The organism is Pseudomonas sp. S09G 359 (assembly GCF_002843605.1).
Lineage (GTDB): Bacteria > Pseudomonadota > Gammaproteobacteria > Pseudomonadales > Pseudomonadaceae > Aquipseudomonas.
In genome coordinates, this window is record NZ_CP025263.1 from 2,404,269 (window position 1) to 2,420,351 (window position 16,083).

Annotated in this window: 13 protein-coding genes; 9 read left to right on the forward strand and 4 right to left on the reverse strand. The window is 62.7% G+C overall.

What is annotated here, in order from left to right; translation table 11 throughout:
- Window positions 1-45 precede the first annotated feature (45 nt).
- Window positions 46-936, reverse strand: a complete 891-nt coding sequence (locus CXQ82_RS11040) for a bestrophin family protein (RefSeq protein ID WP_101268765.1) — start codon at window positions 934-936, stop codon at window positions 46-48.
- Window positions 937-1,108: 172 nt separating this feature from the next.
- Complete coding sequence (locus tag CXQ82_RS11045; RefSeq protein WP_101268767.1) at window positions 1,109-1,408, reverse strand: helix-turn-helix transcriptional regulator; 300 nt, start codon at window positions 1,406-1,408, stop codon at window positions 1,109-1,111.
- A gap of 89 nt (window positions 1,409-1,497) precedes the next feature.
- Here CXQ82_RS11045 and CXQ82_RS11050 point away from each other — a divergent pair, with 89 nt between their 5' ends.
- Window positions 1,498-2,589 carry an NADH:flavin oxidoreductase/NADH oxidase gene (locus tag CXQ82_RS11050; RefSeq protein WP_101268769.1) on the forward strand — a complete coding sequence of 364 codons (1,092 nt, stop codon included), beginning with the start codon at window positions 1,498-1,500 and terminating at the stop codon, window positions 2,587-2,589.
- A 204-nt stretch (window positions 2,590-2,793) separates the two neighbouring features.
- Entirely contained in the window at window positions 2,794-4,929 is a 2,136-nt protein-coding gene (locus CXQ82_RS11055) for a TonB-dependent siderophore receptor (protein ID WP_101268771.1), read from the forward strand.
- Between the two features lie 125 nt (window positions 4,930-5,054).
- Here CXQ82_RS11055 and CXQ82_RS11060 read toward each other — a convergent pair whose 3' ends face one another.
- Together CXQ82_RS11060 and CXQ82_RS11065 are read right to left on the reverse strand one after the other, a co-directional pair.
- On the reverse strand, window positions 5,055-5,777 hold the full coding sequence (locus CXQ82_RS11060) for a FadR/GntR family transcriptional regulator (RefSeq protein WP_101268773.1): 723 nt from the start codon (window positions 5,775-5,777) through the stop codon (window positions 5,055-5,057).
- 48 nt (window positions 5,778-5,825) lie between these two features.
- Window positions 5,826-7,562, reverse strand: a complete 1,737-nt coding sequence (locus CXQ82_RS11065) for an IlvD/Edd family dehydratase (protein WP_099584589.1) — start codon at window positions 7,560-7,562, stop codon at window positions 5,826-5,828.
- A gap of 194 nt (window positions 7,563-7,756) precedes the next feature.
- Between CXQ82_RS11065 and CXQ82_RS11070 the strand changes: the two genes are divergently transcribed.
- The 7 genes from CXQ82_RS11070 to araH are packed head-to-tail and all read left to right on the forward strand — an operon-like array spanning window position 7,757 to window position 16,078.
- Complete coding sequence (locus CXQ82_RS11070; RefSeq protein ID WP_101268775.1) at window positions 7,757-9,079, forward strand: MFS transporter; 1,323 nt, start codon at window positions 7,757-7,759, stop codon at window positions 9,077-9,079.
- Between the two features lie 16 nt (window positions 9,080-9,095).
- Window positions 9,096-10,085, forward strand: a complete 990-nt coding sequence (araD1, locus tag CXQ82_RS11075; protein ID WP_101268777.1) for an AraD1 family protein — start codon at window positions 9,096-9,098, stop codon at window positions 10,083-10,085.
- 10 nt (window positions 10,086-10,095) lie between these two features.
- Window positions 10,096-11,676 (forward strand): aldehyde dehydrogenase (NADP(+)), encoded by a 1,581-nt coding sequence (locus tag CXQ82_RS11080; protein WP_101268780.1) that lies wholly within the window; start codon window positions 10,096-10,098, stop codon window positions 11,674-11,676.
- Between the two features lie 36 nt (window positions 11,677-11,712).
- A complete protein-coding gene (locus CXQ82_RS11085; RefSeq protein ID WP_101268782.1) occupies window positions 11,713-12,576 on the forward strand; it encodes an SMP-30/gluconolactonase/LRE family protein in 864 nt (287 codons plus the stop codon).
- 38 nt (window positions 12,577-12,614) lie between these two features.
- Complete coding sequence (locus CXQ82_RS11090) at window positions 12,615-13,601, forward strand: substrate-binding domain-containing protein (RefSeq protein WP_101268784.1); 987 nt, start codon at window positions 12,615-12,617, stop codon at window positions 13,599-13,601.
- Window positions 13,598-15,100 (forward strand): L-arabinose ABC transporter ATP-binding protein AraG, encoded by a 1,503-nt coding sequence (araG, locus tag CXQ82_RS11095; RefSeq protein WP_101268786.1) that lies wholly within the window; start codon window positions 13,598-13,600, stop codon window positions 15,098-15,100. Before CXQ82_RS11090 ends, araG begins: the two co-directional genes overlap by 4 nt.
- A 9-nt stretch (window positions 15,101-15,109) precedes the next feature.
- On the forward strand, window positions 15,110-16,078 hold the full coding sequence (gene araH, locus CXQ82_RS11100; protein WP_101268789.1) for an L-arabinose ABC transporter permease AraH: 969 nt from the start codon (window positions 15,110-15,112) through the stop codon (window positions 16,076-16,078).
- Window positions 16,079-16,083: the final 5 nt, after the last annotated feature.

Below are 16,083 nucleotides of genomic sequence, written 5' to 3' on the forward strand. Positions count from 1 at the left end.
TGTATATCGACTGCGGGGGTAAGCACTTGAGGCGCGAAGAGGTGATTAACCGATACGGTCGCCGCCCAGCGCGTCGCGCTGCATCGATTGCAGGTTTTTCTCGATGGTTTCGCAGATGCTTTCCATCTGGATCTGGTGCTCACTGGAGTGAAACGGGCTTTGCAAGTCGGTGCCGATGCGTTCGATCGCCAGCAGCATAAAGCCCACCACCGTCGACGCCAGCGGCGTGAACCAGCCCAGGGATTCCACCAGGCCCACCGGCACGATCAGGCAGAACAGCGAGATAAACAGCCGTGGGAAATACACATAGGGGTAGGGCAGCGGGGTGTTGGCGATACGCTCCATGCCGCCCTGGGCGTTGGACAAGTCCACCAGGGTCGACTCCAGCCGCGCCAGGCGAATGCTGTCCAGGTGCCCAGCCTTGTATTCCTTGGCCAGCAGTGCCGCCGAGCCGGTGAGGATGTCATTGGCAAAGTTATTGGTGGCGCCGTTGCGTGCGAACTCCTCGGCGGGGATGAATGCGCGCACTTCGTCAGGGCACGGCTGGCCCTTGAGGTGGGCGGCCAGGCAATTCACATAGGCCACATGGCGGCGCAGCAGGGTGGCCTTGACCGGGTTGACCTCGCTGCCGTGGTCGTCGAGCAGGGTCAGCACCTGGCGCGCGAAGCTGCGCGAATTGTTGACCATCGCGCCCCACAGCGTGCGGGCTTCCCACCAACGGTTGTAGGCACTGCTGTTGCGAAAACTGATCAGCACCACCAGCGCCGAACCCAGCAGGGTGAGGGGCATCAGCGGCAGGTTGATCTTGGCGGTGAGAAACAGCATGAAGTCCACGGTGACGGCGACGTCCCACAGCAACAGCCAGAACAGGGCCCAGCCCACGTAACCCATGGTCTTGATGATCAGGCGGTACTTTTTGATGATGGCGGCTTTCAAACGACAACCTCGCGCGAACGGTAAGCAACAGTGCCTTAGCTCGGACGCCAGGTAGCGGGGAAGGTTCGCTGCGGGGACTGAAACGGTTAAGCCGTTGGTGGGGTCTGGAACAATTCTGGTCGTGACGCTGTCCGTTGCAAGGGCGCATCGATCCGCCCGGCTTCGGCGCTGATCAATGCTGGGAGAGGATACTCGCGAGCAACCCCGGGAACCGTTCTTCCAGCAGCTCGCCACGCAATGAATTCAGATGGGTGGTGCCCGCGCTGCGAGTCTGTACCAGGCCGGCATCGCGCAATACCCGGAAGTGATGGGACATGCTCGACTTGGGCCGCCCGCCGTCCAGTTCGCCGCAGGTGGCCTCGGGCACATTGGCCAGGTAGCGGACGATTTCCAGGCGCACCGGATCACTCAAGGCATACAACAGGCGCTCGAGGGTCAGGTCTTGAAGGGTCGGGTGTTTGAAGGCTCGCATGGGGCGGATGATAACAGGGGGGTATCGTTGAGACCATAGTTCGATTACCATCGAACTATCGAATCACTCACTCGTATCTGGAGCTTCCGATGTCCGCTTTGTTCGAACCGTTCAAACTTAAAGACGTTACCCTGCGCAATCGCATCGCCATCCCGCCGATGTGCCAATACAAGGCCGATGATGGCATCGTCAACGACTGGCACCACGTGCACCTGGCCGGTATGGCCCGTGGCGGTGCTGGCCTGCTGGTGGTCGAGGCCACGGCGGTATCTCCTGAAGGGCGCATTACGCCAGGCTGTGCCGGCATCTGGAGCGATGCTCACGCCGAGGCGTTCGTGCCGATGGTCAAGGCGATCAAGGCCGCCGGCTCGGTGCCGGGCATCCAGATTGCCCACGCCGGCCGCAAAGCCAGCGCCAACCGCCCGTGGGAAGGCGATGACCACATCCCGGCGTCCGATGCGCGCAGCTGGGAAACCATTGCTCCGTCGGCGATTGCCTTCGGTGCCAACCTGCCCCAGGTGCCACGCGCCATGACCCTGGACGATATCGCCCGGGTGCGCCAAGACTTCGTTGACGCTGCCCGTCGCGCCCGTGACGCCGGCTTTGAATGGATCGAACTGCACTTCGCCCACGGCTACCTGGGCCAGAGCTTTTTCTCCGAGCATTCCAACCAGCGTACTGACGCCTACGGTGGCAGCTTCGACAACCGCAGTCGTTTCCTCCTGGAAACCCTGGCGGCGGTGCGTGAAGTCTGGCCGGAAAACCTGCCCCTGACCGCGCGTTTTGGCGTGATTGAATACGACGGCCGTGATGAGCAGACCCTCACGGAATCCATCGAACTGGCCCGCCGCTTCAAGGCCGGTGGCCTGGACCTGCTGAGCGTCAGCGTCGGTTTCACCATCCCCGACACCAATATCCCGTGGGGCCCGGCCTTTATGGGCCCGATCGCCGAGCGTGTACGCCGTGAAGCCGGTATCCCGGTGACCTCCGCCTGGGGTTTTGGCACCCCGCAACTGGCCGAAGGCGCCTTGCAGGCCGGCCAGCTTGACCTGGTTTCGGTCGGCCGCGCGCACCTGGCTGACCCGCATTGGGCGTATTTCGCCGCCAAGGAACTGGGCGTTGAAAAATCCTCCTGGACCCTGCCAGCGCCTTATGCGCACTGGTTGGAGCGCTATCGCTGAGGCGAGCCTAAGCGCCTATGAGCCACTCAATTGAGTGGCTTTTTTCGCGCGTATTTTTTGCTCGGCGAATTTGTTACCAAGCGGATACGCAAAAAATAGTGAATGAGAATACATATCAATCGAAATATCATTGGTATACCATGCGGCGCAAAATAATTGGCAGATATGCCGCCCCGTCTGGCTCTTTCACTAGGTTCATCCCCTATGCGTCGTACCCTGGTTTCCATTTGTGTGCTTCAGGCGTTTTCCCCTTTCAGTTGGGCCGAAGTCGAGCCGGTCGAAAAAACCGCGATCGAACTGCAAGCCACCAGCATCACCGGCACCGCCGACTATGAAACGGCTCAGGGGCCGGTCAAGGGTTACCACGCCACACGCTCCGCCAGTGCAACGCGAACCGATACCTCCATCCATGAAACCCCGCAATCGATCAGCGTCGTCTCCAAGGATGTGGTCGAAGACCTCGGCGCCACGCGACTGCAGGACGCCCTGGATTACGCCGGCGGCGTGGGCCGGGCCAACAACTTCGGCGGGCAGGGGCTTACCACCTTCACCGTGCGCGGCTTTACCACCGGCGAGTTCTACCGCAATGGTTTCCCGATCAACCGTGGCTACCCGAACATGCCGGACGCCAACACCATCGAGCGCCTCGAAGTACTGCGCGGCCCGGCGACCATGCTGTATGGCCGTGGCGACCCAGGCGGCACGTTCAACGTGGTGTCCAAGCAACCGCTGGCCGAGCGCACAGTGACCCTCGGCAGCCAATTGAATGACCAGGGCATGCAGCGTGGCACCCTGGATGCCTCCGGCCCGCTGGATGAAGGGGGCCGCCTGGCCTATCGCCTGAACGTGGTGGGTGAGGGTGGTGACACCTTCCGTGATCATGTCGAGACTGAACGCTACGGCGTTGCCCCGGTGATCACTTGGCAAGCCACGGACGACACCAAGGTGACCTTCGAAGGCGACTTCATGCGCAACAACCACCCGCTGGACCGCGGCCTGACGCGTTTCCCCAACCAGCGTGGCACGCCGTCACGCGACACCTTCTGGGGTGACAAGGACGTGGGCAAACTGCACAACGACAACAACATGGCGCAGGTGCGTTTCGAGCATCTGCTCAACGACAACTGGACATTGGGCGGTGGGTTCCAGTGGTTGGATGGCAGCCTGGCAGGCAATGCCATCGAGGCCAATGGCCCGACGAGCCTGAACGCCGACGGCCGCACCCTGCAGCGCAACTTCAACTATCGCAAGCTGGAATGGACCGACAAGGACTACCAGCTCAACCTGACCGGGCATTTCTCCACCGGCGGTTTCGAGCACACCTTGCTGACCGGTATCGAATATGAGGATTACGACTACAAGTCGATCATCCAGCGCTCCAGCGCCGCTGCGGGTACTTACCCGATCGACATTTTCGATCCGGTCTACGGTCAGACACGCCCGCCGCTGACGCGCACCCCGACACACGACAAGGAAAACCTCAAGACCTACGCCGCTTTTGTGCAGGATCAGGTGGCGCTGACTGAGCGGTTGAAAGTGTTGGCGGGCGCGCGTTTCGAGCGTTTTGAACATGACTATGAAAGCTATGTACCCGGCGTTAACCCGTTTCAGGCCGCCGAAAACGCCGTCACCCCACGCGTGGGGGTGATCTACGACCTCACCGAGACTGTCGCGGTGTATGCCGATGCCGCACGTTCGTTCAAACCGAACCCCGGCGCCGCGCGCGAAGGCGGTGGCTTCGAGCCGGAAAAGGGCAAGTCCTATGAGATGGGCGTGAAGTGGGAGGCATTCGATCGCCAATTGAGCGTCGATGCAGCGATCTACCAGATCGAGAAGAAGAACGTGCTGACCACCGACCCGGTGATCAACACCTTCTCCGTCGCCGCCGGCCAGGTGCGCAGCCGTGGTTTTGACTTGAACGTAGCTGGCAACCTCACGCCTGAGTGGCGCGTAATTGGCGGCTACGCCTACGTGGATGCCGAAGTGACCAAGGACAACACGATCCGCTCCGGCACCCGCCTGCTGAACATCCCGCGCAACAGCTTCAGCCTGCTCAACGTGTACGAGTTCCAGGACGGTGCACTCAAAGGCCTGGGCCTGGGCGCCGGCGGCAAGTATGTCGACCAGCGCGCCGGCCAGACCGCCAATACCGCATTCTCGATGGACGCCTACACCGTGGTCGACCTGCTCAGCTTCTATAAGGTCAACGACAAGGTGCGGCTGAACCTGGATGTGAAGAACCTGTTCAATCGCGAGTATGAAGAGGGTGCCTTCGGCAATATCTATGCGTATCCGGGTGCGCCGCGTACGGTGCAGGTGGGCATTGCCTACACCCTATAAAGCTGCACACAGTTGCAAATGTGGGAGGGGGCTTGCCCCCGATAGCGGTAGGCCAGTCAAAATTGCTGTGACTGATCCACTGCTATCGGGGGCAAGCCCCCTCCCACATTGGATTTCCCCCGGCTTTAGAGCGGGGTCAGTACGTTCATCACCGTATCCAGCGCCACCCGTGTGTCATCCAGTTGCACCAGTGAGGCGTGCCGGGCGCCGAGGGCGTCGCGGTTCTGGATCGCGGTGAGGATCGCCTTGTGCCGGGGCAGGCTCAGGCCCTGGATGTCCGGGCGGCGGTTGGTGATGTTGATCGACTCGCGCAACGGCAGCGACAGCATGTTGCACATATAGGCCAGCAGGTCGTTGCGGGTGGCGTCGGCGATGGCGCGGTGGAAGTCGAGGTCGGCCTGTAGCAGTTGCTCGTGGGTCTGCGCGGTTTCCATGCCCTGGTAGGCTTTTTCGATGGTGGCGATGTCATCGTCCGTGGCCGTGGTCGCGGCCATGGCGGCGATTTCCGGTTCGAGAATGCGCCGCACGCCGGCCAGGGTGTTGAAGAATTCGCTATGGGGCGTGGACTGCATCAACCAGGACAGCACGTCCGGGTCGAGCAGGTGCCACTTCAGGCGTGGCCGCACCACCGCACCCACCCGTGGCTTGGAATACACCAGGCCCTTGGCGCTGAGCACACGGGTTGCCTCGCGCAGCACCGAGCGGCTGACCTTGTACTCCTCGCACAGCGTGGCTTCCATGGGCAGCCGTTCTTCGGGCTTGAAGCGGCCGGAAACGATGTGCATGCCCAAGTCCTGAACGATCTGGGCATGCTGGCTCTTGCGCGGCTTGGGCGGCTGGTGATCCATAACGGCGGGGAGGCTCTGACTTAGATTCGCGGCATCATACCATCCCAATTAGTGGGAATGCCGTGGGACTTCAGCCCCGCGGCAACCCACCAGGAAGTCAAAGTCACAGCCTTGGTCGGCCTGCAGCACATGGTCGATGTACAGCTGGCGGTAACCGCCGACGATCAGGTTTTGCGGCGGCTTGAGGTCGGCCATGCGCGCCGCCAGCTCTGCGTCGGGGATGTCCAGGTGCAAGCGGCCGTTGGCACAGTCGAGTTCGATCCAGTCACCTTCCTTGACCGTGGCCAGCGGCCCACCGGCGGCGGCTTCCGGCGCCACGTGCAAGACCACGGTGCCGTAGGCGGTGCCGCTCATGCGCGCGTCGGAAATGCGCACCATATCCGTCACGCCCTGGGCCAGCAGCTTGGCCGGCAGGCCCATGTTGCCGACTTCGGCCATACCCGGGTAACCCTTGGGCCCGCAGTTTTTCATGACCAGGATCGAGTTGGCGTCCACGTCCAGCTCCGGGTCGTTGATGCGTGCCTTGTACATGTCGAAGTTCTCGAACACCACCGCGCGGCCACGGTGCTGCATCAACTCCGGGCTGGCTGCCGAGGGCTTGAGCACCGCACCCAGCGGCGCCAGGTTGCCGCGCAGCACACAGATGCCGCCATCGGCGCGGATCGGGTTGTCGAGGGTGCGGATCACTTCGTCCTGGCCGTAGATCGGCGAGTCCTTGGTGTTCTCGCCCAGGGACTTGCCGTTGACGGTCAAGGCGTTCGGGTGCGGGATCAGGTTGGCTTCACCCAGGCGGCGCAGCACGGCGGGCAGGCCACCGGCGTAGTAGAACTCTTCCATCAGGAAACGGCCCGACGGCTGCAGGTCGACAATGGTCGGCATGCCGCGGCCCATGCGGGTCCAGTCGTCCAGGTCGAGCTCGACGCCGATACGCCCGGCAATGGCCTTGAGGTGGATCACTGCGTTGGTCGAACCACCGATGGCGGCGTTCACGCGGATCGCGTTTTCAAAGGCTTCTTTGGTGAGGATCTTCGACAGCTTGAGGTCTTCACGCACCATCTCCACCGCGCGCATGCCCGACATATGCGCCAGCACATAACGCCGTGCATCCACCGCCGGGATCGCCGCATTGTGGGGCAGGGAGGTGCCGAGTGCCTCGGCCATGCAGGCCATGGTCGACGCGGTGCCCATGGTGTTGCAGGTGCCCGCCGAACGCGACATGCCGCCCTCGGCCGCAAGGAAATCATCCAGCGTGATGGTGCCGGCTTTGACTTGCTCACTGAGCTGCCACACCACGGTGCCCGAGCCGATGTCCTGGCCCTTGTGCTTGCCGTTGAGCATCGGCCCGCCGGTGACCACGATGGCCGGCACGTCGCAACTGGCGGCACCCATCAGCAGGGCCGGGGTGGTCTTGTCGCAGCCGGTCAACAGCACCACGCCGTCGATGGGGTTGCCGCGAATGGCTTCCTCCACATCCATGCTTGCCAGGTTACGGGTGAGCATCGCGGTGGGGCGCAGGTTGGATTCGCCATTGGAGAACACCGGGAATTCCACCGGGAAGCCACCGGCCTCGATCACGCCGCGTTTGACGTGCTCGGCGATCTGGCGGAAATGCGCGTTGCACGGGGTCAGCTCCGACCAGGTGTTGCAGATACCAATGATCGGCTTGCCATGGAACTGATGGTCGGCGATGCCCTGGTTCTTCATCCAGCTGCGGTACATGAAGCCGTTTTTGTCGGCAGTACCAAACCACTGGGCGGAGCGTAGGCCGGGCTTTTTATCAGACATGATCGATTCTCTTATTGTATGACTATATGTTCTCTCTGAAGCTAAACATAAGCGCAAAATGTTCGGTTTGGAAGTGTTGTTTTGCAAATAGTCCTACTATATAGTCTGGCTTAACTGAGGTATGACCCTGGCGGTTTTCCGCGAGAGGCGTCCCCCGAGCTTCATATAAGAACAACAATTCGGAGATCGACCCCATGAGCGAGGAACTGCGCCTGATTCGGCGCATCACGCTGAAACTGATTCCCTTCCTGATCCTGCTGTACCTCATCGCCTACGTGGACCGCTCCGCCGTGGGCTTTGCCAAGCTGCACATGGGCGCGGATGTCGGTATCGGTGATGCGGCCTACGGCTTGGGCGCGGGGTTGTTCTTCATTGGTTACTTCCTGTTCGAGATCCCCAGCAACCTGATGCTCGACCGCTTTGGCGCCCGGCGCTGGTTCGCGCGCATCATGATCACCTGGGGTGCCATCACCATCGGCATGGCGTTTGTGCAGGGGCCGCACAGCTTCTATGTAATGCGCTTTTTGCTCGGCGCGGCGGAGGCGGGGTTCTTCCCAGGCGTGCTGTACTACATCACCCAGTGGTTCCCGGTGCGCCATCGCGGCAAGATCCTCGGGCTGTTTATCCTCTCCCAACCGATTGCGATGATGATCACCGGCCCGGTGTCCGGCGGCCTGCTGGGCATGGACGGTATCCTCGGCCTGCACGGCTGGCAGTGGTTGTTTATCGTGATCGGCACCCCGGCGATCCTGCTCACCTGGCCGGTATTGCGGTACCTGCCGGACGGCCCCAAGCAGGTCAAGTGGATGAGCGACAGCGAAAAAACCTGGCTCGCCGGCGAGTTGGCCAAGGACCTCCAAGCCTACGGCCAGACCCGCCACGGCAACCCGCTGCACGCCCTCAAAGACAAACGGGTGTTGCTGCTGGCGCTGTTTTACCTGCCGGTGACCCTGAGCATCTACGGCCTGGGCCTATGGCTGCCGACCTTGATCAAGCAGTTCGGCGGCAGCGACCTCACCACCGGTTTCATCTCTGCGGTGCCCTACATTTTCGGCATCATCGGCTTGCTGATCATCCCGCGCAGTTCCGACCGTTTGAATGACCGCTACGGCCACCTCGCCGTGCTCTACGTGCTCGGCGCCATCGGCCTGTTCTGCAGCGCCTGGTTGAGCGCGCCGGTGCTGCAGATGGCCGCACTGTGCCTGGCGGCGTTCGCGCTGTTTTCCTGCACGGCGGTGTTCTGGACCTTGCCGGGGCGGTTTTTTGCCGGCGCCAGTGCGGCGGCGGGCATTGCCTTGATCAACTCGGTGGGCAACCTCGGCGGCTATATCGGCCCGTTCGTGATCGGTGCGCTCAAGGAGTACACCGGCAACCTGGCCTCGGGCTTGTACTTCCTGTCCGCCGTGATGGTCTGCGGGCTGGTGCTGACGGGCGTGGTTTATCGCCTGCTGGAGCGCAAGCACGTGCTGCCCCAAGACCAATTCGCCGCCAGTGCCCGTGGCGCCTCACGACCTTAAATCCTGGAGAAGCTTTATGCGTTTAGTTCAGTTCGAGTTGCGCAACGGTGAGCGTCGCGTCGGTGTCGTAGAAGGCACCCAGCTGCGCGAAGTACAAACAGCGCGCAGCGTGCGTGAGTTGGCCCTCGCAGCCATCGAAGCCGGCGTGGGCCTGGCGCAGCAGGTGCAGAGCCTGGGCCTGGGCGACAGCCATGACTACGCCGCGCTGCTCGCCGACCTGAAGATTCTGCCCCCGCTGGACCACCCGGACCCGGCCCATATGCTGATCAGCGGCACCGGCCTGACCCACCTGGGCAGCGCCTCGGCGCGCGACAAAATGCACCAGGCCGGCGACGACAGCGCCTTGACCGACACCATGCGCATTTTCAAATGGGGCGTGGAGGGCGGCAAACCCGCTGCCGGCCAGGCGGGTGTGCAACCGGAGTGGTTCTATAAAGGCGACGGCAGCATCGTCGTGCGCCCTGGCCAGGCATTCCCGGTGCCGCCGTTTGCCGACGACGCCGGTGAAGAGCCGGAGATCGGCGGCCTGTACGTGATTGGCCCGGACAGCAAACCCTATCGCCTGGGCTTCGCGGTGGGCAATGAATTTTCCGACCACGTGATGGAGCGCAAGAACTACCTGTACCTCGCCCATTCCAAGTTGCGCAGTTGCAGCTACGGCCCGGAATTGCGCGTCGGTGAATTGCCCCAGCACCTGGCCGGCACCAGCCGCATCCTGCGCAACGGTGAGGAAATCTGGCGCAACGAGTTCCTCAGTGGTGAGGCCAATATGTGCCACAGCCTGGAAAACCTTGAATACCACCACTTCAAATACAGCCAGTTCTTAAAGCCTGGCGACGTACATATCCACTTTTTCGGCACCGCCACCTTGTCATTCGCCGATGGTATACGTACCCAACCGGGCGATGTGTTCGAGATCAGCCAGGCCGAGTTTGGCGCGCCGCTGGTCAACACGGTCGGCCACGCAGACGCGGTATTCGAGCCCGGCCAAGTCACCCCCCTTTAAGGAGAGCTTCATGACCCAGTTCCTCGGCCACAATTTCATCGGCGGCCAGCGCAGCGCCAATGGCAGCGTTACCTTGCAGAGTATCGATGCGACTACCGGCGAAGCCTTGCCCCAGGATTTCTACCAGGCCACCGCGCAGGAAGTCGACGCTGCCGCCAAGGCCGCCGCGCAAGCCTACCCGGCGTACCGCGCGTTGAGCGCGGCGCGGCGTGCGCAGTTCCTCGATGCGATAGCCGATGAGTTGGACGCCCTGGGCGACGACTTTGTCGAGCTGGTGTGCCGCGAAACCGCACTGCCGGCTGCACGCATCAAAGGTGAGCGCGGGCGTACCAGCGGCCAGATGCGCCTGTTCGCCACGGTGCTGCGTCGCGGTGATTTCTACGGCGCGCGTATCGACAAGGCCTTGCCTGATCGCCAGCCGCTGCCACGCCCGGACCTGCGCCAATACCGCATCGGCCTGGGGCCGGTGGCGGTGTTTGGCGCGAGCAACTTCCCCCTGGCGTTTTCCACCGCCGGTGGCGACACCGCTGCGGCGCTGGCGGCCGGCTGCCCGGTGGTGTTCAAGGCCCACAGCGGGCATATGGTCACCGCCGAGCGCGTGGCCGAGGCAATCATGCGTGCGGCCGAGACCACCGCGATGCCGGCCGGCGTGTTCAATATGATCTTCGGTGGCGGTGTCGGTGAGGCGCTGGTCAAGCACCCGGCGATCCAGGCCGTCGGCTTTACCGGCTCGCTCAAGGGCGGTCGCGCGCTGTGCGATATGGCGGCGGCGCGCCCGCAGCCGATCCCGGTGTTTGCCGAGATGTCGAGCATCAACCCGGTGATCGTGCTGCCCCAGGCCCTGCAAACGCGCGCGGAAACCGTCGCCCGTGACCTGACCGCCTCGGTGGTCCAGGGCTGTGGCCAGTTCTGCACCAACCCCGGCCTGGTGATCGGTATCGCTTCGGCGCAATTCACCGCCTTTACTCAGCAGGTGGCCCGGCTGATCGGCGATCAACCGGCGCAAACCATGCTCAACGCCGGCACTTTGAGCAGCTATGGCAAAGGCCTGGCCGCACTGCTGGCGCACCCAGGCATCGAGCATCTGGCGGGCACTGCGCAAGCCGGCAACCAGGCCCAGCCGCAGCTGTTCAAGGCCGATGTGCGCCTGCTGCTGGACGGCGATGAAGTGCTGCAGGAAGAAGTCTTCGGCCCCACCACGGTGTTTGTCGAAGTGGCTGATCAAGCCCAACTGAGCGCGGCGCTGCAGGGCCTGCATGGCCAACTGACGGCGACGATCATTGGCGAGCCGGCCGACTTCCAACAGTTCGCCGAACTCACGCCGCTGCTGGAACAGAAAGTCGGGCGCATCCTGCTCAACGGCTATCCGACCGGCGTGGAAGTCTGCGATTCGATGGTGCACGGCGGCCCGTACCCGGCGACGTCGGATGCCCGTGGTACCTCGGTCGGCACCCTGGCCATCGATCGTTTCCTGCGCCCCGTGTGCTTCCAGAATTACCCTGATAGCCTGCTGCCCGACGCGTTGAAAAACGCCAACCCGTTGCGTATCCAGCGGCTGGTGGATGGCGCGCCATCCCGCGATCCGCTGTAACGCGCACCTGAGAAGAATAAAAATCCAGGAGGCAACATGCCGCTTCACGCTGTCACCGCGCACCGCGCGCAACTGGGCGAAGGCCCGTTCTGGGACGCACCGACCCAGGCGCTGTACTGGGTGAATATCGCCGGCAAGCAGGCCCTGCGCCTGCTGGACGGGCAGTTGCGCATCTGGCAACTACCCGAGCATGTCTCGGCATTTATCCCGTGTGAACGCGGCGATGCGCTGGTCACCCTGAGCAGCGGCGTCTACCGCCTCGACCTCGCCACCGAGGCCCTGACCCTGCTGTGCGTGGCCGACCCGCAAGCGGGCAACCGTGGCAATGAAGCGCGTTGCGATGCCCAGGGCCGCCTGTGGCTGGGCACCATGCAGAACAACATCGGCGAACAGGGCGAAGACCTGCCGATCACGCGGCGCTCCGGCGGTTTGTTCCGCATTGACGCAGGCGGGCAGGTCACGCCGCTGCTGCACGGCCTGGGCATCCCCAACACCTTGCTCTGGAGCGAAGACGGCAGCCAGGTGCATTTCGGCGACAGCATGGACGGCACGCTGTACCGCCATGCAATCCAGGCCGACGGCCAACTTGCAGCGGCCCAGGTCTGGTTCGGGCCGCACGAGCGTGGCGGCCCGGATGGCTCGGCGATGGACGCTGAAGGCTATATCTGGAACGCCCGTTGGGACGGCAGTTGCCTGCTGCGCCTGACACCGGACGGCGAGGTCGACCGCATCATCGAACTGCCCGTCAGCCGCCCCACCAGTTGCGTATTCGGTGGCCCCAACCTCACCACGCTATACATCACCAGTGCTGCCAGCCCTTTGGATCACCCTTTGGACGGCGCGGTATTGGCCATTGAAGTCGATGTACCTGGCAGACCCTGCCATCGCTTCGCCGGTTAAACCCCAAGACTCAAAAACAACAACAAGAGGTGTCGTTTATGAAAAAGGCTCTACGCGTCCTTGCCGCTGCCGTTGCTTTAAGCAGTCTCAGCAGCATCGCAACCGCTGAAGAAGTGAAGATCGGGTTCCTGGTCAAGCAGGCTGAAGAACCGTGGTTCCAGACCGAGTGGGCCTTTGCCGAAAAAGCCGGCAAGGAGCATGGCTTTACCGTGATCAAGATCGCCGTGCCCGATGGCGAAAAAACCCTCTCGGCCATCGACAGCCTGGCGGCCAACGGCGCGAAGGGCTTTGTGATCTGCCCGCCGGACGTGTCCCTCGGCCCGGCGATTGTCGCCAAGGCCAAGGCCAACGGCCTCAAAGTGATTGCCGTGGATGACCGTTTCGTCGATGCCAAGGGCGCCTTCATGGAAGACGTGCCGTACCTGGGCATGGCCGCGTTTGAAGTGGGCCAGAAACAGGGCGCGGCGATGGCCGCCGAGGCGAAAAAACGCGGCTGGGACTGGAAGGAAACCTACGCGGTGATCAACACCTTCAATGAACTCGATACCGGCAAGAAACGTACCGATGGATCGGTCAAATCCCTCGAAGAGGCGGGCTTCCCCAAGGACCATATCCTCTTCACCGCGGCCAAGACGCTTGACGTACCGGGCAGCATGGACGCCACCAACTCGGCACTGGTCAAGCTGCCCAGCGGCGCGAAAAACCTGATCATCGGCGGCATGAACGACAACACCGTGCTCGGCGGCGTGCGCGCGACCGAAAGCGCCGGCTTCAAGGCGGCCAACGTGATCGGCATCGGCATCAATGGCACCGACGCCATCGGCGAGCTGAAAAAACCCAACAGCGGCTTCTTCGGCTCGATGCTGCCTAGCCCGCATATCGAGGGCTACAACACCGCGAAGATGATGTTCGACTGGGTGACCAAAGGCACTGAACCACCGAAGTACACCGCGATGGATGAAGTGACCCTGATCACCCGTGACAACTTCAAGGAAGAACTGACCAAAATCGGTCTGTGGCAATGACCGCCGCCGCCCTGCGTTTTGATGGCATCGGCAAGACGTTCCCCGGGGTCAAGGCGCTGGACGGCATCAGCTTCAGCGCCCATCCGGGGCAGGTGCACGCCCTGATGGGCGAAAACGGCGCGGGCAAGTCGACGCTGCTGAAAATACTCGGCGGGGCCTACATTCCGTCCAGTGGCAGCGTGCAGATCGGCGCGCAGACCATGGCCTTCAAATGCGCCGCCGACAGCATCGCCAGCGGCGTCGCGGTGATCCACCAGGAGTTGCACCTGGTGCCGGAGATGACGGTGGCCGAGAACCTGTTCCTCGGGCATCTGCCATCGCGCTTCGGCGTGGTCAACCGGGGGCTGCTGCGCAAGCAGGCCCTGGCTTGTCTCAAAGGCCTGGCGGATGAAATCGACCCGGATGAGAAGCTCGGGCGCCTGTCCCTCGGCCAGCGTCAACTGGTGGAAATCGCCAAGGCGCTGTCCCGTGGCGCCCAAGTGATTGCCTTCGATGAGCCCACCAGCAGCCTGTCGGCGCGGGAGATCGACCGACTGATGGCGATCATCACGCGCCTGCGCGATGAGGGCAAAGTGGTGTTGTACGTGTCCCACCGCATGGAGGAGGTGTTCCGCATCTGTGATGCGGTCACCGTGTTCAAGGACGGCCGCTATGTGCGTACCTTCGACGACATGCGCGCGCTGACCCATGACCAGTTGGTGACCTGCATGGTCGGTCGCGATATCCAGGACATTTACGACTACCGTCCGCGTGAGCACGGCGAGGTGGCGCTCAAGGTCGACGGTTTGCTCGGCCCGGGCCTGCGTGAGCCGGTCAGTTTCCAGGTGCGCAAAGGCGAAATCCTTGGCCTGTTCGGCTTGGTGGGGGCAGGGCGCACGGAGCTGTTCCGTTTGCTCAGCGGCTTGGAGCGCGCCAGTGCCGGCAGCCTGGAGTTGTGTGGCCAGGCGCTGCACCTGCGCTCACCCCGCGACGCCATCGGTGCCGGCGTGCTGCTGTGCCCGGAAGACCGCAAAAAGGAGGGCATCATCCCGCTGTCCAGCGTGGCCGAGAACATCAACATCAGTGCGCGTGGGGCTCATTCGACCTTTGGCTGGCTGTTGCGTGAGGGCTGGGAAAAGGGCAATGCCCACCAGCAGATCACGGCGATGAAGGTCAAAACCCCGAATGCGGCGCAGAAAATCATGTACCTGTCGGGCGGTAACCAGCAGAAGGCGATCCTCGGCCGTTGGTTGTCGATGCCGATGAAAGTCCTGCTGCTGGACGAGCCGACCCGCGGCATCGATATCGGCGCCAAGGCCGAGATCTACCAGATCATCCATAACCTCGCGGCCCAGGGCATTGCAGTGATTGTGGTGTCCAGCGACCTGATGGAAGTGATGGGCATTTCCGACCGCATCCTGGTGCTGTGCGAAGGCGCCGTGCGCGGCGAGCAAGCCCGCGAACTCGCGACTGAATCCAACCTGCTGCAGCTGGCCTTGCCGCGCGGCGTGGCGAACTGAGAGACGACTATGAGCACCCAACACAACGCGTTGGCGACGCCGCGCAAACCCCTTGATATACGTGCACTGCTCGACAACTGGGCGATGCTGCTGGCAGCGGTGAGCATCTTTTTGCTCTGTGCCTTGCTCATCGACAACTTCCTCTCGCCCCTGAACATGCGCGGGCTGGGCCTGTCGATTTCGACGGTGGGCATCGCTGCGTGCACCATGCTGTTCTGCCTGGCGTCGGGGCACTTCGATTTGTCGGTGGGCTCGGTGATCGCCTGCGCCGGCGTGGTGGCGGCGATTGTGATGCGTGACACCGACAGCGTGATGCTGGGCATCGGCGCGGCCCTATTGATGGGCCTGATCGTGGGGCTGATCAACGGCATCGTGATCGCCAAGCTACGGGTCAACGCGCTGATCACCACCTTGGCGACCATGCAGATCGTGCGCGGCCTGGCTTACATCTTTGCGAATGGCAAGGCGGTGGGCGTGTCCCAGGAGCAGTTCTTCGTGTTCGGCAACGGCCAGTTGCTGGGCGTGCCGGTGCCGATCCTGATCACCATCGTGTGCTTTATGTTTTTCGGCTGGCTGCTTAACTACACCACCTACGGGCGCAACACCATGGCCATCGGCGGCAACCCGGAAGCGGCGTTGCTCGCGGGGGTGAATGTGGATCGCACCAAGATCCTGATCTTCGCCGTGCACGGCGTGATCGGCGCCTTGGCCGGGGTGATCCTGGCGTCGCGCATGACCTCGGGCCAGCCAATGATCGGCCAGGGCTTTGAACTCACGGTGATCTCGGCGTGCGTGCTGGGCGGGGTGTCGCTGAGCGGCGGGGTGGGGATGATCCGCCATGTAATCGCCGGGGTGTTGATTTTGGCGATTATCGAGAACGCGATGAACCTGAAGAACATCGATACGTTCTATCAGTACGTAATCCGTGGCTCAATCCTGCTATTGGCTGTGGTCATCGACCGCATGAAACAACGCTGAACTGT

Excerpts from the sequence above, each read along its gene's own strand:
- CXQ82_RS11045 (WP_101268767.1), bottom strand. The coding sequence starts at position 1,408 with ATGCGAGCCTTCAAACACCCGACCCTTCAAGACCTGACCCTCGAGCGC.
- CXQ82_RS11050 (WP_101268769.1), top strand. The coding sequence starts at position 1,498 with ATGTCCGCTTTGTTCGAACCGTTCAAACTTAAAGACGTTACCCTGCGC.
- CXQ82_RS11055 (WP_101268771.1), top strand. The coding sequence starts at position 2,794 with ATGCGTCGTACCCTGGTTTCCATTTGTGTGCTTCAGGCGTTTTCCCCT.
- CXQ82_RS11060 (WP_101268773.1), bottom strand. The coding sequence starts at position 5,777 with ATGGATCACCAGCCGCCCAAGCCGCGCAAGAGCCAGCATGCCCAGATC.
- CXQ82_RS11065 (WP_099584589.1), bottom strand. The coding sequence starts at position 7,562 with ATGTCTGATAAAAAGCCCGGCCTACGCTCCGCCCAGTGGTTTGGTACT.
- CXQ82_RS11070 (WP_101268775.1), top strand. The coding sequence starts at position 7,757 with ATGAGCGAGGAACTGCGCCTGATTCGGCGCATCACGCTGAAACTGATT.
- araD1 (WP_101268777.1), top strand. The coding sequence starts at position 9,096 with ATGCGTTTAGTTCAGTTCGAGTTGCGCAACGGTGAGCGTCGCGTCGGT.
- CXQ82_RS11080 (WP_101268780.1), top strand. The coding sequence starts at position 10,096 with ATGACCCAGTTCCTCGGCCACAATTTCATCGGCGGCCAGCGCAGCGCC.
- CXQ82_RS11085 (WP_101268782.1), top strand. The coding sequence starts at position 11,713 with ATGCCGCTTCACGCTGTCACCGCGCACCGCGCGCAACTGGGCGAAGGC.
- CXQ82_RS11090 (WP_101268784.1), top strand. The coding sequence starts at position 12,615 with ATGAAAAAGGCTCTACGCGTCCTTGCCGCTGCCGTTGCTTTAAGCAGT.
- araG (WP_101268786.1), top strand. The coding sequence starts at position 13,598 with ATGACCGCCGCCGCCCTGCGTTTTGATGGCATCGGCAAGACGTTCCCC.
- araH (WP_101268789.1), top strand. The coding sequence starts at position 15,110 with ATGAGCACCCAACACAACGCGTTGGCGACGCCGCGCAAACCCCTTGAT.